Source organism: Rhizobium sp. 21-4511-3d (genome assembly GCF_053522545.1).
This window is the reverse complement of record NZ_JBNWCF010000009.1, coordinates 310,025-331,058: the sequence shown is the minus strand read 5'-3', so window position 1 is coordinate 331,058 and position 21,034 is coordinate 310,025. Positions and strand designations below refer to the sequence as shown.

21 protein-coding genes are annotated in these 21,034 nt (G+C 61.8%); 1 reads left to right on the top strand and 20 read right to left on the bottom strand.

What is annotated here, in order from left to right; translation table 11 throughout:
• Positions 1-187: 187 nt before the first annotated feature.
• The 15 genes from lpdA to sdhC all read right to left on the bottom strand — a co-directional run bounded on the left by lpdA (position 188) and on the right by sdhC (position 16,801).
• Positions 188-1,594, bottom strand: a complete 1,407-nt coding sequence (lpdA, locus tag ACQZ5H_RS21210) for a dihydrolipoyl dehydrogenase (RefSeq protein WP_130283303.1) — start codon at positions 1,592-1,594, stop codon at positions 188-190.
• A 45-nt stretch (positions 1,595-1,639) separates the two neighbouring features.
• Positions 1,640-2,392: an SDR family oxidoreductase gene (locus ACQZ5H_RS21205; RefSeq protein ID WP_449098970.1), complete on the bottom strand. Its 753-nt coding sequence runs from the start codon at positions 2,390-2,392 to the stop codon at positions 1,640-1,642.
• Entirely contained in the window at positions 2,389-2,898 is a 510-nt protein-coding gene (locus ACQZ5H_RS21200; RefSeq protein ID WP_449098969.1) for a hypothetical protein, read from the bottom strand. The genes ACQZ5H_RS21205 and ACQZ5H_RS21200 overlap by 4 nt, the downstream gene beginning before the upstream one ends.
• A complete protein-coding gene (locus tag ACQZ5H_RS21195) occupies positions 2,895-3,641 on the bottom strand; it encodes a DUF4241 domain-containing protein (protein ID WP_449098968.1) in 747 nt (248 codons plus the stop codon). The genes ACQZ5H_RS21200 and ACQZ5H_RS21195 overlap by 4 nt, the downstream gene beginning before the upstream one ends.
• Before the next feature lie 14 nt (positions 3,642-3,655).
• Positions 3,656-4,891 (bottom strand): 2-oxoglutarate dehydrogenase complex dihydrolipoyllysine-residue succinyltransferase, encoded by a 1,236-nt coding sequence (odhB, locus tag ACQZ5H_RS21190; protein WP_449098967.1) that lies wholly within the window; start codon positions 4,889-4,891, stop codon positions 3,656-3,658.
• Between the two features lie 51 nt (positions 4,892-4,942).
• Positions 4,943-7,927 carry a 2-oxoglutarate dehydrogenase E1 component gene (locus ACQZ5H_RS21185; RefSeq protein WP_130283293.1) on the bottom strand — a complete coding sequence of 995 codons (2,985 nt, stop codon included), beginning with the start codon at positions 7,925-7,927 and terminating at the stop codon, positions 4,943-4,945.
• Positions 7,928-8,093: 166 nt separating this feature from the next.
• Positions 8,094-8,996, bottom strand: coding sequence for a succinate--CoA ligase subunit alpha (gene sucD, locus ACQZ5H_RS21180; RefSeq protein ID WP_130283291.1), 903 nt, complete (start codon positions 8,994-8,996; stop codon positions 8,094-8,096).
• Positions 8,997-9,012: 16 nt separating this feature from the next.
• Positions 9,013-10,206, bottom strand: a complete 1,194-nt coding sequence (sucC, locus tag ACQZ5H_RS21175; protein ID WP_112717924.1) for an ADP-forming succinate--CoA ligase subunit beta — start codon at positions 10,204-10,206, stop codon at positions 9,013-9,015.
• A 40-nt stretch (positions 10,207-10,246) separates the two neighbouring features.
• The gene (gene mdh, locus ACQZ5H_RS21170) at positions 10,247-11,209 is read right to left on the bottom strand and encodes a malate dehydrogenase (RefSeq protein ID WP_112385778.1); all 963 of its coding nucleotides are present in this window, start codon (positions 11,207-11,209) and stop codon (positions 10,247-10,249) included.
• 176 nt (positions 11,210-11,385) lie between these two features.
• Positions 11,386-12,549 (bottom strand): cell division protein ZapE, encoded by a 1,164-nt coding sequence (gene zapE / locus ACQZ5H_RS21165; RefSeq protein ID WP_449098966.1) that lies wholly within the window; start codon positions 12,547-12,549, stop codon positions 11,386-11,388.
• 48 nt (positions 12,550-12,597) lie between these two features.
• Positions 12,598-13,107 carry a protease inhibitor Inh/omp19 family protein gene (locus ACQZ5H_RS21160; protein ID WP_199627870.1) on the bottom strand — a complete coding sequence of 170 codons (510 nt, stop codon included), beginning with the start codon at positions 13,105-13,107 and terminating at the stop codon, positions 12,598-12,600.
• A gap of 268 nt (positions 13,108-13,375) precedes the next feature.
• The gene (locus tag ACQZ5H_RS21155) at positions 13,376-14,155 is read right to left on the bottom strand and encodes a succinate dehydrogenase iron-sulfur subunit (protein ID WP_112517747.1); all 780 of its coding nucleotides are present in this window, start codon (positions 14,153-14,155) and stop codon (positions 13,376-13,378) included.
• A gap of 12 nt (positions 14,156-14,167) precedes the next feature.
• Positions 14,168-16,009: a succinate dehydrogenase flavoprotein subunit gene (gene sdhA / locus ACQZ5H_RS21150; protein ID WP_130283281.1), complete on the bottom strand. Its 1,842-nt coding sequence runs from the start codon at positions 16,007-16,009 to the stop codon at positions 14,168-14,170.
• Positions 16,010-16,016: 7 nt separating this feature from the next.
• Positions 16,017-16,397, bottom strand: a complete 381-nt coding sequence (gene sdhD / locus ACQZ5H_RS21145; protein ID WP_112717916.1) for a succinate dehydrogenase, hydrophobic membrane anchor protein — start codon at positions 16,395-16,397, stop codon at positions 16,017-16,019.
• Positions 16,398-16,408: 11 nt separating this feature from the next.
• Positions 16,409-16,801 carry a succinate dehydrogenase, cytochrome b556 subunit gene (gene sdhC / locus ACQZ5H_RS21140; RefSeq protein WP_130283279.1) on the bottom strand — a complete coding sequence of 131 codons (393 nt, stop codon included), beginning with the start codon at positions 16,799-16,801 and terminating at the stop codon, positions 16,409-16,411.
• A 317-nt stretch (positions 16,802-17,118) separates the two neighbouring features.
• On the opposite strand from sdhC, the gene ACQZ5H_RS21135 reads away from it, so the two are divergent.
• Positions 17,119-17,562 (top strand): hypothetical protein, encoded by a 444-nt coding sequence (locus ACQZ5H_RS21135; protein WP_449098965.1) that lies wholly within the window; start codon positions 17,119-17,121, stop codon positions 17,560-17,562.
• On the opposite strand, the gene ACQZ5H_RS21130 is transcribed toward ACQZ5H_RS21135, so the two are convergent.
• The 5 genes from ACQZ5H_RS21130 to tsaD are packed head-to-tail and all read right to left on the bottom strand — an operon-like array spanning position 17,552 to position 21,019.
• A complete protein-coding gene (locus ACQZ5H_RS21130; protein WP_449098964.1) occupies positions 17,552-18,199 on the bottom strand; it encodes a class I SAM-dependent methyltransferase in 648 nt (215 codons plus the stop codon). The two genes, ACQZ5H_RS21135 and ACQZ5H_RS21130, sit on opposite strands and share 11 nt — an antisense overlap.
• A gap of 6 nt (positions 18,200-18,205) precedes the next feature.
• A complete protein-coding gene (locus tag ACQZ5H_RS21125; protein WP_130283273.1) occupies positions 18,206-18,637 on the bottom strand; it encodes an EVE domain-containing protein in 432 nt (143 codons plus the stop codon).
• Between the two features lies 1 nt (position 18,638).
• The gene (locus ACQZ5H_RS21120; protein ID WP_130283271.1) at positions 18,639-18,932 is read right to left on the bottom strand and encodes a YciI-like protein; all 294 of its coding nucleotides are present in this window, start codon (positions 18,930-18,932) and stop codon (positions 18,639-18,641) included.
• Between the two features lie 9 nt (positions 18,933-18,941).
• A complete protein-coding gene (locus ACQZ5H_RS21115) occupies positions 18,942-19,925 on the bottom strand; it encodes an NAD(P)H-dependent glycerol-3-phosphate dehydrogenase (protein ID WP_112718465.1) in 984 nt (327 codons plus the stop codon).
• Entirely contained in the window at positions 19,922-21,019 is a 1,098-nt protein-coding gene (gene tsaD, locus ACQZ5H_RS21110) for a tRNA (adenosine(37)-N6)-threonylcarbamoyltransferase complex transferase subunit TsaD (protein WP_449098963.1), read from the bottom strand. Before tsaD ends, ACQZ5H_RS21115 begins: the two co-directional genes overlap by 4 nt.
• Positions 21,020-21,034 lie beyond the last annotated feature (15 nt).

Sequence of the window (21,034 nt, the reverse complement as noted above, 5' to 3'; positions counted from 1 at the left end):
CAACGCCATCATCAGGGACAACAAACCATGGCAAGACGCTTGACGCAGAAGACAGTCGCTCTCCCCTCGGGGAGAGGGTAGGGTGAGGGGGCTCCGGGCTCGAGCTGCCGGCTAAGGCCCAAAACGCCGGGCACAAAAAAGCCGCGGCCCTCTCAGACCGCGGCTTCATACTAACCAGCTACCGATCTCACATATGGATCGGCTTGAAGAACGCTGCCAGTGCAGCTTCCTTCACGGCTTCCGACATCGTCGGATGCGCATGGCAGGTGCGGCCGAGGTCTTCGGCGGAGCCGCCGAATTCCATGAGAACGGCGATCTCGTGGATCATCTCGCCGGCGCCGAAGCCGACGATATGGCCGCCGAGCACGCGGTCGGTTTCCTTGTCCGACAGGATCTTCACGAAGCCGTCGGTCGCCAGCATGGCGCGGGCGCGGCCGTTGGCGGTGAAGGGGAACTTGCCGGTCTTGTAGGCGATGCCTGCAGCCTTCAGTTCTTCCTCGGTCTTGCCGACGGAAGCGACTTCCGGCTGCGTGTAGACGACGCTCGGGATGACGTCGTAGTTCACATGGCCGTGCTGACCGGCGAGGATTTCGGCGAGCGCGACACCTTCGTCTTCAGCCTTGTGCGCCAGCATCGGACCCTTGACGACGTCGCCGATCGCATAGATGCCATCGACATTGGTCTTGAAGTGGCCGTCGATTTCGACGCGGCCGCGGTTGTCGAGCTTGACGCCGGCTTCTTCGAGGCCGAGGCCAGCGGTGTACGGTACGCGGCCGGTGGAGATCAGCACGACATCGGCTTCAACGGTCTGGGCGTCGCCACCCTTGACCGGTTCGAAGGTAACCTTCGCGCCCTTGCCGCCCTTCTCGACGCCGGTAACCTTGGCGCTGAGATTGATCTCGATGCCCTGCTTGCCGAGCATGCGCTGGAACTGCTTGGAAACGTCGCCATCCATCGCGCCGAGGATCTTGTCGAGATATTCGATGACGGTGACCTTGGCGCCGAGGCGCGACCAGACAGAACCGAGCTCGAGGCCGATGACGCCGCCGCCGACGACGATCATCGTCTCCGGCACCTTGTCCAGCGCGATCGCGCCGGTCGAGGAGACGATGATCTTCTCGTCGATATCGACCTTGACGCCCGGGATGCCTGCGACGTCGGAGCCGGTGGCGATGACGATATTCTTGGCTTCGAGTTCCTGCACCTTGCCGTCTTCGGCGGTGACGGAAACCTTGCCGGCGGAGACGATCTTGCCGGTGCCCTGGAAGGCATCGATCTTGTTCTTCTTGAAGAGGAAGGCGACGCCATCGACGTTCGACTTCACGGTCGCATCCTTATGCGCCAGCATCTTTTCGAGATTGAGCTTCGGAGCCGCGACCTCGATGCCGAGGGCGTCCATGCCGTGCGCGGCCTGATGGAACATCTCGGAGGCATGCAGCAGCGCCTTGGACGGAATGCAGCCGACATTGAGGCAGGTGCCGCCGTAGGTCGCACGCTTTTCGACGACCGCAACCTTCAGGCCGAGCTGCGCAGCCTTGATTGCCGCGACATAACCGCCAGGGCCGGTTCCGATAACGATCACATCGTAAGCCATTGTTCTTTTCCTTTTGTTTGTCCGTTGGTCAGGAAATGGAAATGCCTAGCGCCCGCCGCTCACATTCATGATGGCGCCGGTCACATAGGAAGAATTCGAAGAGAGAAGATAAAGCACCGCATCCGCGACCTCACCGGCCGTTCCCGGCCGTTGCATCGGAATGGAAGGCGCCATGTCCTTGGCGCGATCCGGCAGGCCGCCGGATGCATGAATATCGGTGTCGATGATACCCGGCCGGATCGCATTCACGCGCACGCCCTCCGTCGCGACTTCGCGCGCCAGACCGATCGTGAAGGTGTCGATCGCAGCCTTCGAAGCTGCATAGTCGACATATTGCGACGGCGAACCGATGATCGCCGCCATCGAGGAGATATTGACGATCGAGCCGCCCTTGCCGCCGTGACGGGTGGACATGCGGCGCACAGCCTCTGCAGCGCAGAGAACCGAACCAGTGATATTGATGCGCATCATCCGCTCGATGCGCTCGACGCCCATCTCGTCGACGCGCTGCGGCTGATCGACGATACCGGCATTGTTGACGAGACCGTCGAGCCGGCCGAAATGCTTGTCGACGGCTGCGAACATTGCGGTGATATCGGCCGCATTGCCGACATCGCCCTTGACGGCAAAGGCTTCGCCGCCCTGGCTGACGATGTCACTAACAACAGCATCGGCAGCGTCCCTGTTCGATGCGTAGTTGACGGCCACGCGCCATCCCTGGCTTGCAGCAAGCCTGCAGACCGCGGCACCGATGCCACGGCTTCCGCCGGTGACGAGGAGAACAGGTGCGCCGCTCATTTCGTGCATTCCTTGAAGGCAAAGACATCCCAGGGCGCAGCAACCTGCTTGCCTTCACCGAGAATAGTGGAATCGCGAAGCGCCGGACCAATTGCCGGAAGCACGATGCTGTCGACGGCATTCGCCTTCTCGGCCGGCAGATTGTCGATCACGCCCTTGGCGTCGACGCCGTAGACCGGTCCCTGCCAGATCGTGCAGGCGTCGAGATCGGCACCCGTCGCATCGCCATCCGGGCAATTGAACATCACCATGCCGATCGTCCGCGTCGGATCTTCGGAGGGCATGACATAGCCATCGAGAACCGCATCGCTATCTTTCACCGTCATTTTGAACTGATTGTTGGCAGCGGCCGCATCGGAATTCAGCGGCTGGAACTTCAGCTGATAGATACCGTCACGATCGGCATAGACGGCATGCGACTGCAGGCAATCGGCCGCAGCCGCGATATCAGGCAGGATCAGGGCAGAGACCGCAAACAGGGCTGCAAGGCTAGCTTTCTTGCTCATTGCGCCACCGGCTCCTTCCGCCCGTCAGAATTCTCGATCACATAAAAATCCGTCAGCATAACCAGCGGATGACCGTCTTCGGCCAGTCCCCAGAAAACCGGATAGAAGCCGTCGCCCCAGCCGCTCCAGAAGATCGCGACATTGCCGGGCTTGCCTGCGACAGGCGAGTGAAGCGCGAAGCGGCCGCCATTGGCATTCAGTTCAGGCGCGATGACGTCGTAATAATTCACATCTTCGTCCGGCTTTGCCGCCTGTGCTGCTTCCGCCCGCTCTTCAAGAAGCTTCAGTGTATCGGCATCCATGTAGGAACCGAGGCCGGCATCGACAGGATAGCCGAAGATCTCGTCGTCCTTCAGGCTCGCCGGGTCCTGCCCGGGGATCGCCGCCATCTCCCAGCGAACCGGCTTGCCGTCACCGAAGCGCATGCTTGCGGCGGCGACACGGCCGAAGGCCTGATAGAGGGTCACGGGATAATTGCCCGGAGGCACGGTCCTGACAAAGGCAGGACGGTCAGGCTGGGCCAGCGGATCGGCGGCGATGATACGGCCGGATGTCAGCTGCACATCGCCCATCTTCACCGTGGTGATCTTGCGCTCGGCAAGTGCTGCATCATCCAGGGAGACCAGGTCGAAATTGCTGCTCGCCTTGGAGATATCCCAGGCGCCAGCGGAAGCCGGAACCGGAAGATGCACTGCGGCTGCGCACAAAAGCGCCAATGCCGCCTGCTTGATCCGGTTCCGCATCGGATTTGCTCCGCTTAGAGATCGAGAACCAGACGCTCCGGATCTTCCAGGCTTTCCTTGACGCGGACGAGGAAGGTGACTGCTTCCTTGCCGTCGACGATGCGGTGATCATAGGAGAGCGCGAGATACATCATCGGACGGATGACGATCTGGCCGCCGACGACAACCGGACGGTCCTGAATCTTGTGCATGCCGAGGATGCCCGACTGCGGAGCGTTCAGGATCGGCGAGGACATCAGCGAGCCGTAGACGCCACCGTTGGTGATCGTGAACGTGCCACCCTGCATGTCGGCCATCGACAGCGAACCGTCGCGTGCAGACTTTGCAAGACGGCCGAGTTCCTTTTCGATCTCGGCGATCGACATCTGGTCGGCGTCACGGATAACCGGAACGACAAGACCCTTGTCAGTGCCGACAGCCATGCCGACGTGGCAGAAGTTCTTGTAGATGATGTCGGTGCCGTCGATCTCGGCGTTGACGGCCGGGAGTTCCTTCAGCGCGTGGGTCACGGCCTTGGTGAAGAAGCCCATGAAGCCGAGCTTCACGCCATGCTTCTTTTCGAAGACGTCCTTGTACTTGGCGCGCAGGTCCATGACAGCCTTCATGTCCACCTCGTTATAGGTGGTCAGCATGGCAGCCGTGTTCTGGGCGTCCTTCAGGCGCTTCGCGATCGTCTGGCGCAGGCGCGTCATCTTCACGCGCTCTTCGCGGCCGGCGTCTTCGACGGTTGAAGGTGCGCGGGCGGCAACCGGGGCGGCCGGTGCAGCAGCCGGAGCCGATACACCCTTGGCAACGGCAGCGATGACATCGCCCTTCAGGACCTGGCCACGCTTGCCAGAACCATCGACCTGCTCGGCCGAGATGTTGTTTTCAGCCAGCATCTTCGCAGCAGCCGGAGCCGGCGGCATGGAGGACGGTGCGGCGGCTGGAGCGGCCGGTGCAGCAGCAGCCGGCTCGGCAACCTTGGCCGGAGCGGCAGCAGCAGGCGCAGCGGCCGGGGCTGCAGCGGCGGCACCTTCGGCGATCTGGCCGAGCAGCGCGCCGAGGCCGACGGTTTCACCAGCCTGGGCAACGATTTCGGACAGCGTGCCGGAAGCCGGAGCCGGGACTTCGATGGTCACCTTGTCGGTTTCAAGCTCGAGGATCGGCTCGTCTGCCTTGATGGCATCGCCGACCTTCTTGAACCAGGTGCCGACTGTCGCCTCGCTGACGGACTCACCAAGAGTTGGAACGCGGATTTCTGTGGCCATGATTTTAGTTTCCGTTGATCAGTTTGTTTCGATCGTTGTTCGTTTCGAGGGTCAGCCGCCCAGCGCATCCTCAAGGAATGCGGCAAGCTGCGACAGGTGCTTGGACATCAGGCCCGTTGCCGGCGAAGCGGCGGCCGGGCGGCCCGTGTAACGGACGCGCTGATACTTCGCATCGATATGGGCGAGAACCCATTCCAGATACGGGTCTATGAACGACCATGCACCCATGTTCTTCGGCTCTTCCTGGCACCAGACCATTTCCGCATTCCGGAAACGGCTGAGCTCGTTGATGAGCGCCTTTGCCGGGAACGGGTAGAGCTGTTCGACGCGCAGCAGGTAGATGTCGTCGATGCCGCGCTTTTCGCGCTCTTCGAGCAGGTCGTAATAGACCTTGCCGGTGCAAAGCACGACGCGGCGGATCTTGGCATCCTTCTGGAGCTTGATCGGACCGTCCTTGATGACTTCGGCATCGTCCCACAGGAGACGGTGGAAGGAGGACTCGCCGGCCATCTCAGCCAGGGTCGAAACCGCGCGCTTGTGGCGCAGCAGCGACTTCGGCGTCATCAGCACGAGCGGCTTGCGGAAGTCGCGCTTCAGCTGACGGCGGAGGATGTGGAAGTAGTTCGACGGCGTCGTGACGTTGGCGACCTGCATGTTGTCTTCGGCGCAGAGCTGGAGGAAGCGCTCCAGACGTGCCGAGGAGTGCTCCGGACCCTGACCTTCGTAGCCATGCGGCAGAAGGCAGACGAGACCGGACATGCGCAGCCACTTGCGTTCGCCCGACGAGATGAACTGGTCGAAGACGACCTGTGCACCGTTGGCGAAGTCGCCGAACTGGGCTTCCCAGAGGGTCAGCGCATTCGGGCGAGCCAGCGAGTAGCCGTATTCGAAGCCGAGAACCGCTTCTTCCGAAAGCATCGAGTTGATGACTTCGTAGCGGGCCTGGGTCGGCGACAGGTTGGCGAGCGGGATGTAGCGCTCTTCCGTTTCCTGATCGTAGAGAACCGAGTGACGCTGCGAGAAGGTGCCGCGTTCGCAATCCTGGCCCGACAGGCGGATCTTGTGGCCTTCCGTGACCAGCGAGCCGAATGCCAGCGCTTCCGCCATTGCCCAGTCGAGGTTTTCACCCGTCTGGATCATGTTGGCGCGGTTTTCCATGAAGCGCTGGATGGTGCGGTGCGCATGGAAGCCTTCCGGAATTTCGGAGAGCTTGCGGCCGATTTCCTTCAGCTGCTTCATCGGAACGGCAGTCTTGCCGCGGCGCTGTTCATCGGCATTGTCGGCCGTGCGCAGGCCCGACCACTCGCCGTCCAGCCAGTCGGCCTTGTTCGGCTTGTAGCTCTGGCCAGCCTCGAACTCCTGCTCGAGATGGGCGCGCCAGTCGGCCTTCATCTTTTCGACTTCGCCTTCGGTCAGCAGGCCTTCGCCGATCAGACGCTCGGCGTAGATCTGCAGCACGGTCTTGTGGCCGCGGATGACCTTGTACATCTTCGGCTGCGTGAAGGACGGCTCGTCGCCTTCGTTGTGGCCGTACCGGCGGTAGCAGAACATGTCGAGGACGACAGGCTTGTGGAACTTCATGCGAAATTCCATGGCAACCTTGGCGCCGTAGACGACCGCTTCCGGATCGTCGCCGTTGACGTGCAGGATCGGCGCCTCGATCATCTTGGCGACGTCGGACGGATAGGGCGACGAACGCGAGAAGGCCGGGTTCGTGGTGAAGCCGATCTGGTTGTTGATGATGACATGCATCGTACCGGCAACGCGGTGACCGCGCAGGCCGGAAAGGCCGAGGATTTCGGCGATGACGCCCTGGCCGGCGAAGGCCGCGTCACCGTGGATCAGCAGCGGCAGAACCTTGGAGCGCTCGGACAGCGGAATGGTGTCGCCGTCCCATACGGTGGCGCCCATGTCCTGCTTGGCGCGGGCCTTGCCCATGACAACAGGGTCGACGATTTCGAGATGCGACGGGTTTGCCGTCAGCGAAACGTGAACCTTGTTGCCGTCGAATTCGCGGTCGGAGGAAGCGCCGAGATGGTACTTCACGTCGCCGGAACCTTCGACTTCGTCAGGCGCGTAGGAGCCGCCCTTGAACTCGTGGAAGATGGCGCGGTGCGGCTTGCCCATGACCTGGGAAAGCACGTTCAGACGGCCGCGGTGGGCCATGCCGAACACGGCTTCCTTGAGGCCGAGCGAGCCGCCGCGCTTCAGGATCTGCTCAAGAGCCGGGATCAGCGATTCACCGCCGTCGAGGCCGAAACGCTTGGTGCCCTTGAACTTGACGTCGAGGAACTGCTCGTAACCTTCGGCTTCGATGACCTTCTGCAGGATCGCCTTCTTGCCTTCGGGGGTGAACGCCACGCCCTTGTCCGGACCTTCGATACGTTCCTGGATCCAGGCCTTCTCTTCCGGATTGGAGATGTGCATGAATTCGACGCCGAGCGTCGAGCAATAGGTGCGCTCGAGGATCTCGATCATCTCGCGGATGGTCGCGTATTCGAGGCCCAGAACGTTGTCGATGAAGATCTTGCGATCGTAATCGGCGGCCGTGAAGCCGTAATTTTCGGGCGACAGCTCGTGGTAATCTTCAACCGGAGCAGCGATACCGAGCGGGTCGAGCTTGGCATGCAGATGGCCGCGCATGCGGTAGGCGCGGATCATCATGATGGCGCGGACGGAATCGCGCGTCGCCTGCAGGACATCGGCGGCTTCCGCCGGCTTGCCTGCGGCTTCGGCCTTCGCCTTCACCTTGGTCTCGATAACCTTCTCGACGATACCCCAGTCGCCGTCGAGCGCCGAGACGAGATCGCCGCCGGCCGGGATCGGCCAGTGCTTCTTGCGCCAGGATGCACCCTTGGCCGCCTTCTTCACATCAGCGGGATCGTCGTCGAGCGCCTTGAAGAAAGTGCGCCACTGTTCGTCGACCGATGACGGATCGTCTTCATAACGGGCGTAGAGCTGCTCGATATAAGCAGCGTTTGCGCCATCCAGAAACGAAGTGATCTGAAACTGCTCGTTGGCTTCTTGCCGTGCCATGGTGTTATGCGGACGCTTCCGCCCGCCTCCTGACTAAGATGAGTTTGCCGGCCATCTCGCCGGCTGCCGCATTTCCATTTGCCGCCTGTCCGCGGCACATCTGCATTCGAAAGGTCAGCCGGGCGGAGGAGGCAGATGCAGTCCGCCGCCCGGGTCTTATGTCGGATCAGCCCTTGAGGACTTCAACCAGCGTCTTGCCGAGGCGAGCCGGAGAAGGCGACACCTTGATGCCTGCCGATTCCATGGCAGCGATCTTCGATTCAGCATCGCCCTTGCCGCCGGAAACGACTGCACCGGCATGGCCCATGGTGCGGCCCTTCGGCGCGGTACGGCCCGCGATGAAGCCGGCCATCGGCTTCTTGCGGCCCTTCTTGGCTTCGTCCTTGAGGAACTGCGCCGCATCTTCTTCAGCCGAGCCACCGATTTCGCCGATCATGATGATCGAGGTCGTGGCCGGGTCGGCCAGGAACATCTCGAGCACGTCGATGAACTCGGTGCCCTTGACCGGGTCGCCGCCGATGCCGACAGCCGTCGTCTGGCCGAGGCCTTCGTTCGAGGTCTGGAAGACGGCTTCGTAGGTCAGCGTGCCGGAGCGCGAAACGATACCGACCGAACCCTTGCGGAAGATCGAGCCCGGCATGATGCCGATCTTGCATTCTTCCGGCGTCAGGATACCCGGGCAGTTCGGGCCGAGCAGACGCGACTTGGAGCGGTCGAGGCGAGCCTTGACGCGGACCATGTCCATGACCGGGATGCCTTCGGTGATGCAGGTGATGAACGGGATCTCGGCGTCGATCGCTTCGATGATCGCGTCTGCAGCGCCTGCCGGCGGAACGTAGATGACGGACGCGTCAGCGCCGGTCTTCTCACGGCCTTCGGCGACGGAAGCGAAGATCGGCAGGCTTTCGCCCTTCGAGCCGGTCCAGGTTTCGCCACCCTTCTTCGGGTGGATACCGCCGACCATCTGCGTGCCGTAGTAGGCGAGGGCCTGTTCGGTGTGGAAGGTACCGGTCTTGCCGGTCAGGCCCTGAACGAGAACCTTGGTATTCTTGTTTACGAGAATAGACATCTATCAGGTCCTCAAATTAGGCGTTGATCGCCGCGACGATCTTCTTCGCGGCATCGTCGAGATCGTCAGCCGCCGTGATCGCCAGACCCGACTCGTTCAGGATCTTCTTGCCGAGCTCGACATTGGTGCCTTCGAGGCGAACGACGAGCGGAACCTTGAGGCCGACTTCCTGCACGGCAGCCACGACGCCTTCAGCGATGACATCGCACTTCATGATGCCGCCGAAGATGTTGACGAGAATGCCTTCGACCTTGGGGTCGGCAGTGATGATCTTGAAGGCTGCAGCCACCTTCTCCTTGCCGGCGCCACCGCCGACGTCGCAGAAGTTTGCCGGCTCCTTGCCGTACAGCTTGATGATGTCCATTGTCGCCATGGCGAGGCCTGCGCCGTTGACCATGCAGCCGATGTTGCCGTCGAGGGCAACGTAGGCGAGGTCCCACTTGGAGGCTTCGATTTCCTTGGCGTCTTCTTCGGTCTCGTCGCGCAGCGCCTTGACGTCGTCATGGCGGAACAGCGCGTTGCCGTCGAAGGACATCTTGGCGTCGAGAACGCGCAGATGACCGTCCTTCATGACGATCAGCGGGTTGACCTCGAGGAGAGCCATGTCCTTCTCGTTGAAGGCCTTGTAAAGCGCCGGGAACAGCGACTTCGCATCTTCGGCGGCAGCGCCGTCGAGCTGCAGGGCCTTGGAGATCGCAGCCACGTCGGCAGCCGTCACACCGGTTTCCGGGTTGATGGCGATCGTGTGGATCTTCTCGGGCGTGTCATGAGCGACAGCCTCGATGTCCATGCCGCCTTCGGTCGAAACGACGAAGGCAACCTGACCGACCGAGCGATCGACGAGCAGCGAGCAATAGAGTTCGCGGGCAATGTCGGCGCCGTCTTCGATGTAGAGACGGTTGACCTGCTTGCCGGCTTCGCCCGTCTGCGCCGTTACCAGCGTGTTGCCGAGCATTTCCTTGGCGTGAGCGACGACTTCGTCGATCGACTTGGCAAGGCGAACACCACCCTTTGCGTCAGGGCCGAGTTCCTTGAACTTGCCCTTGCCGCGGCCGCCAGCATGGATCTGGCTCTTGACGACGTAGAGCGGGCCCGGAAGCGACTTTGCAGCCGCTTCGGCTTCCTCGACCTTGAGGATCGGCACGCCACTTGCGACCGGCGCGCCGTAGCCCTTCAAGAGAGCCTTGGCCTGATATTCATGAATATTCATGGATCTATTCCTGTTTGAATTGCGTGGGGGCGCGCGGGAATTACTTCAGCGCAGGCGCAATGTTGATGCAGGCTTCGCAAAGGCCGGCGACAGCAGCGACCGACTTGTCGAAGGCTTCCTTTTCGGCCTTGTTCAGGTCGATTTCGATGACGCGCTCGACGCCGCCGGCACCGATGACCGTGGGAACGCCGACATACATGTCCTTGACGCCGTACTGGCCGGTGAGCTGCGCTGCGCAAGGCAGTACGCGCTTCTTGTCCTTGAGGTAGGATTCAGCCATTTCGATCGCCGAAGCGGCCGGAGCGTAGTAGGCCGAGCCGGTCTTCAGCAGGCCGACGATTTCGGCGCCGCCGTCACGGGTGCGCTGGATGATTTCTTCGAGGCGCTCCTTGGTGACCCAACCCATGGTGACGAGGTCGGTCAGCGGGATGCCGCCGACGGTCGAGTAGCGAGCGAGCGGCACCATCGTGTCGCCGTGGCCGCCGAGAACGAATGCGGTGACGTCCTGAACGGAAACGTTGAATTCCTTCGAGAGGAACAGGCGGAAGCGCGAGCTATCCAGAACGCCGGCCATGCCAACGACCTTGTTGGCCGGCAGGCCGGAGAACTTCTGCAGGGCCCAGACCATCGCGTCGAGCGGGTTGGTGATGCAGATGACGAAAGCGTTCGGGGCATACTTCTTGATGCCGGCGCCGACCTGCTCCATGACCTTCAGGTTGATGCCGAGAAGATCGTCGCGGCTCATGCCCGGCTTGCGGGCGACACCTGCGGTGACGATGCAGACGTCAGCACCTTCGATCGCCGAGTAATCGCTGGCACCGGTCAGGTTGACGTCGAAGCCTTCGACCGGAGACGACTGGGAGATGTCGAGGCCCTTGCCCTGCGGAATGCCGTCGGCAATGTCGAACAGAACGATGTCGCCGAGCTCCTTGAGACCGGCGAGATGCGCCAGCGTGCCACCAATCATGCCAGAACCAATGAGTGCGATCTTATTACGCGCCATTTCGCTTTTCCTTTGCGAATATAATCGGTCGGGCGGCGCGCGGCGGCGTCGTCCAATGCCGCAATCGCATAGACCTAAAGCCAAAAAATGGCAACGTGTTATTTTTGGTGTAGCATTTTCAATCGTTTAGATATCAAAATTCTTACGTAAACGTAAGATAATTTGTCACTAAAGTGTTACTCGGCGGCGGTCTTCTGATGATGCAGCGCAAGATATTCCGCGCTCCGCATCTCGAAGAGACGCGATGCCGTACGATCGAATTCGAACCCCTCGGTGCCCCTGCGTTCGGTCAGCAGATCCTCGGGCATGGCCGCGGCGGAAGCATGAAGCCGCACGCCATGGTCATATAGGGTATCGACTAGAATGATGAAGCGCTTGGACTGATTTCGCTTGTCGGGACCAAGCAGCGGAATGCGGTCGATGAAAATCGTGTCGAAACGCGCGGTGATCGCCAGAAAGTCGGCAGCGCCAAGCGGCTTGTCGCAGAGATCGCTGAAGGCGAAGCGCGCCATCCGGTCGACGGCGAGCGGCACATGGATCGACCGGCCCTTCATCGGAATTTCGAGCGGCTGCGCCTTGCGCCCATGCAGCATCTGCGTCCAGGACGCATCCATTGCCATATCCGTCCGCTCGTCGATCGGCGTCAGATAGACGGGCTGGCTGTTCAGCTTCTCCATCCGGTAATCGGTCGGGGAGTCGAGCGTCACGACGTCGACATTCTTCTTCAGAAGCTCGACGAAGGGCAGGAAAAGGCCGCGATTGAGACCATCCTTGTAGAGATTGTCGGGCTCGACATTCGACGTCGCGATCAGCACGCAGCCCTTGGCGAACAGCTCCGAGAACAGCCGCGACAGGATCATCGCATCGGCAATATCGGTGACGGTGAACTCGTCGAAGCAGAGGAGTTCGGCCTCCTCAAAGAGCGAGGCTGCGACCGGCGGCATCGGATCCGCCTGCTTGGTTTCGCCGTCCTTCAGCTTCTGGCGGTGCGCCGCGATGCGGTTATGCACATCGGCCATGAATTCGTGGAAATGCGCCCGGCGTTTCTTTTTGCAGGGCGCCATGCCGAAGAACATGTCCATCAGCATCGTCTTGCCGCGGCCGACGCTGCCATGGATGTAGAGACCCTTGATCCCCTGCTCGGCCTTCTTCTTGGAAGCAAACAGCCAGCCGAGGGCGCTGGACTTGGCGGCGGGGCGGCGCTGCTTCAGCTGCGAAAGAACCCGGTCCAGATTTTTCGCCACGTCCATCTGTGCGGAATCGACCTGCAAATCACCGTTGGCCGTCAGCGACTTCAATTGTTCGCTGACGCTCAGGGCGTAGTCTGGCATTGGCTGCATGAGAGCAAATCCGCCTATGCGTGGCCGGCGGACCCGCCGCCGGATGAATTACCGGCTGAGGGTGATTGCCTGGCCGCCGCTGGTCTGGCCGGAGAAGCTGTTGTCGGCGGTCTTGTAAACGCTGCCGATCTGGTTGCCGCTGCGGTCCTTGAGCAGAACCTGCTTGCCGGACACTTCCCAGGAACCCATCGCCGTCAGTTCGCCGGCGCAACCGCGCGTACCGCCGCGCGAGCCGCTGCCGAGGTTGGTCAGCGTCAGGAACATGTCGCAGCTGCCGTTGACGCGCCAGCTGCCGACCATCGATTCTTTGGTGACATCGAGAGCGTTTGCGGCCATGGCGCCCGGGGCTGCCGGAGCGGCAGGCGCCGCGCTCGGTGCGGCCGGGAACTGCGATGCGCCGCCCGGAGGGGGCAGCTGGCCGCCCTGCACCGACGGCACGGGCTGCGCCGTCAGCGGCGCCGGCTGGCTGCTGTAACTCGCATTGTCATAGGCCGTACGCTGGCAGCCAGCGAGTGACAGAACAACCGCCACACCTGTCATCGCATATCGCAACTGCATCTTGAGGCTCCCGAATATTCGCTTTGCCGCATCAAAAATAGTCATCGGACTAATTTTCGAATTAACGTATTTCACTTTGGTTAATCAAGTCGGCACAGCCGTAAATTGCCCGTGACAGGACCTAAGCCGGAACAGAGGCAATTCAAGCCGTGCGGAAGGACTTCTGAAGGCAGAATTTGTCATCAAGGTGATGACCGCGCATTCTTCCCCGGTTTGACCGGCCACCGGAAGAAAAACGGCGCCGCAAGCGGCGCCGTTCGATTTGCCGTCAGACGCGGCGCTCGACCATCATCTTCTTGATCTCGGCAATCGCCTTTGCCGGGTTCAGGCCCTTCGGGCAGGTCTGCGCGCAGTTCATGATCGTGTGGCAGCGATACAGGCGGAACGGATCCTCGAGATTGTCGAGGCGCTCGCCGGTCGCTTCGTCGCGGCTGTCGATCAGCCAGCGATAGGCCTGCAGCAGAACAGCCGGACCGAGATAACGGTCGCCGTTCCACCAGTAGCTCGGACAGGAGGTCGAGCAGCAGGCGCAGAGAATGCACTCGTAGAGGCCGTCCAGCTTCTGGCGGTCCTCGTGGCTCTGCTTCCATTCCTTGGCCGGCGTCGGCGATACCGTCTTCAGCCACGGCTCGATCGAGCGGTGCTGGGCATAGAAGTTGGAAAGGTCCGGAACCAGGTCCTTGACGACAGGCATATGCGGCAGCGGATAGATCTTCACCGTGCCCTTGATGTCGTCGAGACCCTTGGTGCAGGCGAGCGTATTCGTGCCGTCGATATTCATGGCGCAGGAACCGCAGATACCTTCGCGGCAGGAGCGGCGCAGCGTCAGCGTCGGGTCGATCTTGTTCTTGATGTAGAGCAGACCGTCGAGCACCATCGGGCCGCAATCGTCGATATCGATATAGAACGTATCGATCGACGGCGTCTGGCCGTCATCCGGGCTCCAGCGATAGACGCGGAATTCGCGGGTGTTCTTGGCACCGGCAGGCTTCGGCCACACCTTGCCTTCGCGCATCTGGGAGTTCTTGGGGAGAGCGAGTTCAACCATGTCCAGTTCCTCTTAATACACGCGAGCCTTCGGCGCGATCTTCTTGGGATCGATGCCGTCTGCAATCAGCTCGGTGTGAACCGGGCGGTAGTCGAGCTTGACGTCGCCTGCCTCGTTGACCCAGGCAAGCGTGTGCTTGCGCCAGTTGACGTCGTCGCGGCCGGCGAATGCGCCTTCCGTATAGTCTTCGCGCGCATGCGAACCGCGGCTCTCCTTGCGGGCCTCGGCGCCGTAGATCGTCGTGATGGCGTTGGCCATCAGGTTCTGCAGCTCGAGCGTTTCGACGAGGTCGGAGTTCCAGATCATCGAGCGGTCGGTGACCTTGATGTCCTTCATCTCGCCCCAGATCGCCGAAATGCGCTGGCAACCGGATTCCAGCGATTCCTGCGTGCGGAAGACGGCGGCGTCTTCCTGCATGGCGCGCTGCATCTTTTCACGCAGCACCGCCGTCGGCGTACCGCCGCTGGCGTGGCGCAGGCCGTCGAAGCGGTCCATGATCTTGTCGCAGGCAGCGACGTTGAGATGCGGGACGGGCGCTGCGCGGTCGATGACCTCGCCGGCGCGGATTGCGGCGGCGCGGCCGAAGACCACGAGGTCGATCAGCGAGTTGGAGCCGAGACGGTTGGCGCCGTGCACCGAGGCGCAGCCCGCTTCACCGACAGCCATCAGGCCCGGAATGATCCGCTCAGGGTTATTGCTGTCGGCATTCAGCACTTCGCCCCAGTAGTTGGTCGGAATGCCGCCCATGTTGTAGTGGACGGTCGGCAGAACCGGGATCGGCTCGCGCGTCACGTCGACGCCGGCGAAAATCTTGGCGCTCTCGGAAATGCCCGGCAGGCGCTCATGCAGAACGGCCGGATCGAGATGGTCGAGATGCAGGAAGATGTGGTCCTTGTTCTTGCCGACGCCGCGGCCTTCGCGGATCTCCAGCGTCATGCAGCGCGAAACGACGTCGCGCGAGGCAAGGTCCTTGGCCGACGGCGCGTAACGCTCCATGAAGCGCTCGCCTTCGGAGTTCACTAGGTAGCCGCCTTCGCCGCGCGCGCCTTCCGTGATCAGACAGCCGGAACCGTAGATGCCGGTCGGGTGGAACTGAACGAATTCCATGTCCTGCAGCGGCAGGCCGGCGCGGGCAACCATGCCGCCACCGTCGCCGGTGCACGTATGGGCCGACGTTGCCGAGAAATAGGCGCGGCCGTAACCGCCGGTCGCCAGCACCACCATCTTGGCGGCGAAGCGATGGATCGTGCCGTCATCGAGGTTCCAGGCAACGACGCCGGTGCAGCGGCTGCCGTCTTCCGACATGATCAGATCGAGCGCGAAATACTCGATGAAGAATTCAGCATTGTTGCGCAGCGACTGGCCATAGAGCGTGTGCAGGATGGCGTGGCCGGTGCGGTCGGCGACGGCGCAGGTACGCTGTACCGGCGGTCCCTCGCCGAAATTCTGCATGTGGCCGCCGAAGGGGCGCTGGTAGATCTTGCCTTCCTCGTTGCGCGAGAACGGCACGCCGTAATGCTCGAGCTCATAGACCGCCTTCGGCGCTTCCATGGTGAGATACTGCATGGCATCGACGTCGCCGAGCCAGTCGGAACCCTTGACGGTGTCGTAGAGGTGCCACTGCCAGCTGTCCGGCGTCATGTTCTGCAGCGAGGCGGCGATACCGCCCTGGGCGGCAACCGTGTGCGAACGCGTCGGGAAAACCTTGGTGATGCAAGCGGTGCGGAAACCCTGCTCGGCCATGCCGAGCGTGGCGCGCAGACCAGCGCCACCGGCGCCGACGACGATCACATCATAAGAGTGGTCGACGTACTTGTAGGCCTTCCCATTCTGAGCGGGTGAAGAGGGTGCCATGATACGGTTATCCTACGAATGCAATTTTCAGAATGGCGAAGAGACAGAGGCCGGCGATCAGGATCGAGAAGAAGGTGTTCAGCATCAGGCTGATGATCTTCAGCCATTCGGAGTGAACATAGTCTTCGATGATGACCTGCATGCCGAGCTTCATGTGAATGACGCCCGAGATGATCATCAGGCCCATGATGACGGCGACGAACGGGTTCGACAGGGCGTGAACCACTTCCGCATAGGGCTGGCCGGCGTGCACCAGCATGAAGATGATGAAGAACAGAAACAGCGGCACGTTGGCGACCGCGGTCACACGCTGGCGCCAGAAATGATCGGTGCCATCCTTGGCGGAGCCGAGGCCGCGAACCTTACCCAGGGGGGTACGCATATCCATGAGAGCGACCTTTAACGAACGATGAAGCCGATCACCCAGACCAGCGCGGTCAGACAGAGCGATCCGATCAGATTGGCGATGGCGAGCTTGGTGGAGAATTCCTTGCCGAAGCCGTGGCCGAGGTCCCACATGAAGTGGCGGAAGCCGCCGAGCATGTGGTGGATCAGCGCCCAGGTGTAGCCGAGCAGCACGAGCTTGCCGATGATGCTGCCGAGCACCCAGTTGGCCCAGTCGTAATTTGACTGGCCGGTCGCGGCTGCAATCAGCCACCAGGCTATCAGCAGCGTGCCGACATAGAGAGCGCCACCGGTAATGCGGTGAACGATCGACATGACCATGGTGGGGATTGGTTTGTAAATTTGCAAATGCGGCGACAGGGGCCGGTTATTTGTCACATTCGCCATCAGAACCTCGCGGCGTCTTCTCTGCGCTTCCGGAATTCGGAGCATATCAAGGCAACCACAGGAATGACAAAATTGTCTGTGTGCGTTGCATCAATGGCGACGTTTAATCACCGAAACCCCGGACGACAAGCACAATTGCTGTCCGCTTTTTAATTTAATCGATTCGCGTTACCGGGAAGTTGCTGCAGAGCAAAACTGGCCCGCGCCGCTCAGATTTTATCCTGATTTTTCATCGCTCAAGTGGACATGCAGAAAGTTTTGACGCAAGCTGCCGTTAACGATTTGTTAACGATCGCATTTTGCGAGGAAGACATCCGATGGTCACGCGTTTTTCGAAAGTCATTCCGCTCATGCTCGGCGCCCTGATGGCGCTGCCTGCCGCCGCGGGCGAACGTTTCCCGCATCGTGATCGCGGCATAGTTCACTGGACGGGCGGCAATCAATGGTATGGCGATCGCGATCGCGGCCATGGCCACAACCGCTATGTCCGCCTTCGCCAGTTCTCCCCGGTTGCCAACGGCTACAGCATCCGCAGCTTCAATGCGGCCGCCCCGCAGGTGACAGGCCCTGCATACAACGGCACCTATGCCGGTTCCTACGCCTATGACGTCGATGGCGGCACCTATATCGGCGCCAGCGGTTATACGATCTATGGCGCGCCGCAGACCGCGACCGTCGCTCCCAAGGCAAAGATCATCGACGTCGCCGTGCAGGACGACCCTTGCGAATACGAGGCCAATGTCTGCGTGATCAGGCCCTGAAGCGCCAGACGGTCGTCTTCTTGACTTCGCTATCCTCGAGCGCCCGGGTGACTGGCACTTCATAGACCGCGCAGAATTCCAGCCTGTCTTTCGGCAGATAAGCACGGCCCGGATCGCCGACCAGAATATCCTTGCCTCCGGCCGCCAGGCGCTGAAACCACGGCAGCAGCGCATCGGCAAAGCCGCGATCATAGAAGACGTCACCGGCAAGCAGCACGTCGGGAGCGATCATCGAGCCGATCAGGTCCGCACCCTCGAATTCGATCGAAACGCCATTCGCCGCGGCGTTCAGCCAGACCGCGGTTTCCGTCCATGGATCGATATCGGCCGCAAGCACCTTCTCCGCACCCGCCATGCGGGCGGCGATCGCTACGAGACCGGATCCCGTCGCAAAATCCAGGACGCTCTTGCCGCGCAGATGCTCCGGATGATCGAGCACGTAACGCGCCAGCCCCTGCCCGCCCGCCCAAGCGAAAGCCCAGAATGGCGGCGGCAGACCGATCTCGGCAAGCTCCTCTTCCGTCTTCAGCCAGAGCTCATGGGCTTCGCTCGCCAGATGCAGCCGGATCTCCGGCACATGCGGCGGCGCCATCAAGCTGGTATTGGCGCGGATGAAGAGTTCGGGATCGGTCTTCAAAGGCTGTCAGCGCGGCGGGTTGTCGAGCCCGCCCATGCGGCAGACTTCCAGCCACTCGTCATCGGTCACGGGCTGCACGGAGAGGCGCATGGAGGTGACCAGCGACATCTTCGACAGTTTCTCGCTCGCCTTGACATCCTTCAGCGTCACCGGCTTCGGCATGTCCATCACCGCGCGGATATCGACGCAATCCCATTTGGGATCGCCTTTGGCGCTGGAATCGGGATGCGAGAGAGCGCAGACTTCGACGATACCGACGATCTCCAACCCCTCATTCGAATGGTAGAAGAAGCCCTTGTCGCCGATCTGCATGGCCCGCATGTTGTTGCGCGCCAGATAGTTGCGAACGCCGGTCCATTCCGTGCCCTTTTCTCCGGCAGCCTTCTGCTGCTCCCACGACCAGGATTCAGGCTCGGACTTGTAAAGCCAATGCGCCATCTCAGGCCTCCGGATTGTTGAAGACCCAGTTATAGGGCTTCACCTCGACGCTCTCGAACAGGCCGGCCTTTGCATAGGGATCGGCCTCGCCGAGTGCCTTGGCGGCTTCAATGCTGTCGGCCTTGACGATCACCAGGCTGCCATTCGGCTTGCCGTCAGCGTCAAGGAACGGGCCGGCGATCGCCAGCTTGCCCTCGGCATTGAGCTTGTTGAGATACTCGACATGCGTTGGGCGCGTTTCCATGCGCACGTTCAGATGTCCCGGCTTGTCCTTGCAGAGAAGGGCGAAAAGCATGTCAGTCTCCTATTCGGTGGTGATCGGACGTGTCATCAATTGTTCGATTGCCTCGGCAATACCGAGCTTGCCCTCGATGATCGCCGAGACGGCATCGGTGATCGGCATCTCGATGCCGAGCTCTCTCGCGAGCCGCGACGCGACGGCGGCCGCGAAAGCGCCCTCGACCAGCTCGCCATGCGAGGGATCAGCCTTGTCTCCGCGCCCGAGCGCGATGCCGAAGCGCAGATTGCGCGACTGATGGCTGGTTGCCGTCAGCACCAGATCGCCAAGGCCGGAAAGCCCCCGCACCGTATCCGCCTGCCCGCCCTTTGCCGCAACGAGCCGGGACATTTCGGCCAGGCCACGGGCAATCAGCGCTGCACGGGCGGAATCGCCTATGCCGCAGCCTTCGACGATGCCGCAGGCAATCGCGAGAACATTCTTCAGCGCACCGCCCAGCTGGACGCCCGTGCGGTCATCGGACGCATAGAGCCGGAAGGTGCGGCCCGAAATTGCCTGCGCCAGCCGCTCGGCGACATCCATATCAGCAGCCGCAATCGCCATCGCCGTCGGTAGCCCCTTGGCGATATCTGCGGCAAAGCCTGGACCGGAAAGCACTGCCACATGATGATTGGGCAGCTCGCGTTCCAGCATATCCGTCAAGAGCGTACCGGTAGAGCGTTCGATCCCCTTGGCGCAGGTAACGACGACAGCATCGTGAGCCAGATAAGGACCATAGTGTCGCGCCGCATCCGCCTGCGCCTGCGACGGCATGGCGAACAGCACGATGCCTGCCCGGCGGATCGCATCGGGCTCGGCGGAGAATTCCAGCGCCTCAGGCAGGGCAATACCCGGCAGCACGGCGTCATGCAGCCGCTCTGAAGCAAGATCGGCCATCAGAGCCGGATCGCGGCCGATCAGCGTCACGGCGCTGCGCCCGGCGAGCGCGATGACCGCGGCAAGCGCCGTTCCGAACGCACCGGCACCGATGACTGCAATCCGCTCGCTCACGCCTTGGCTCCTCGTTTTCCGTAGTTAATTAGCGCCTCGGCATTGGAATCCAGCGGCCAGCGTGAGCGTGGCTGCACATCGAGATCATCAGGCGCGACACCGAGTGCCATGCGCTCCAGCCCCGCCCAGGCAATCATCACCGCATTGTCGGTGCAAAGCCTCAGCGGCGGCGCGATAAAGCGGAAGCCGTGCTTGTCGCAGAGTGCCTGCAGCGTGCCGCGAACCTCCTGGTTTGCCGCAACGCCGCCGGCCACCACCAGCGCCGGGCTGCCGTCCAGATCCGGAAATTCCGCCTTGAAGCGCTGCAGCCCGCGGCCGATACGATCCTTCAACGTGCGCGAAATCGCCTTCTGGAACGAGGCGCAGATATCGGCGATGTCCTGCTGGGAAACCGGCGCGATCTCTGTTGCGGCCTGACGTACGGCGGTCTTCAGCCCGGAGAAGGAGAAGTCGAGCCGGGCCTCGCCGACCAGCGGGCGCGGAAAATTAAAGCGGTCGGGATTGCCCTTCGCAGCAGCCTTTTCCACTTCCGGCCCGCCGGGATAGGGAAGGCCGAGAAGCTTGGCCGTCTTGTCGAAGGCCTCACCGAGCGCATCGTCGATCGTCGTGCCCCAACGCTCATACTCGCCGATGCCACGCACCAGAATGAGCTGCGTATGGCCGCCGGAGACCAGCAGCATCAGATAGGGAAAAGAAAGTCCATCCGTCAGCCGCGCCGTCAGCGCATGACCCTCGAGATGATTGACCGCGTAGAGCGGCTTGCCCGCTGCCTTGGCGATCGCCTTGCCGGTCATCAGGCCGACCAGCAGCCCGCCGATCAGCCCTGGCCCCGATGTCGCGGCGATCGCATCGACATCGGCCAGCGACACATTGGCGCGCTGCAGCGCTTCGTCGATCAGCGTGTCGAGCGCCTCCACATGGGCGCGCGCAGCAATCTCCGGCACCACGCCGCCATAGGCGCTATGCTCGTCAAGCTGGCTCAGCACAACGTCGGAAAGCACATTCGAGCGGCCGTCCGCATCGCGTTCGACCACCGCTGCTGCGGTCTCGTCGCAGCTTGTTTCGATGCCGAGGATGCGTAGAAAGGAAGCCATGAAACCTGATCGTTG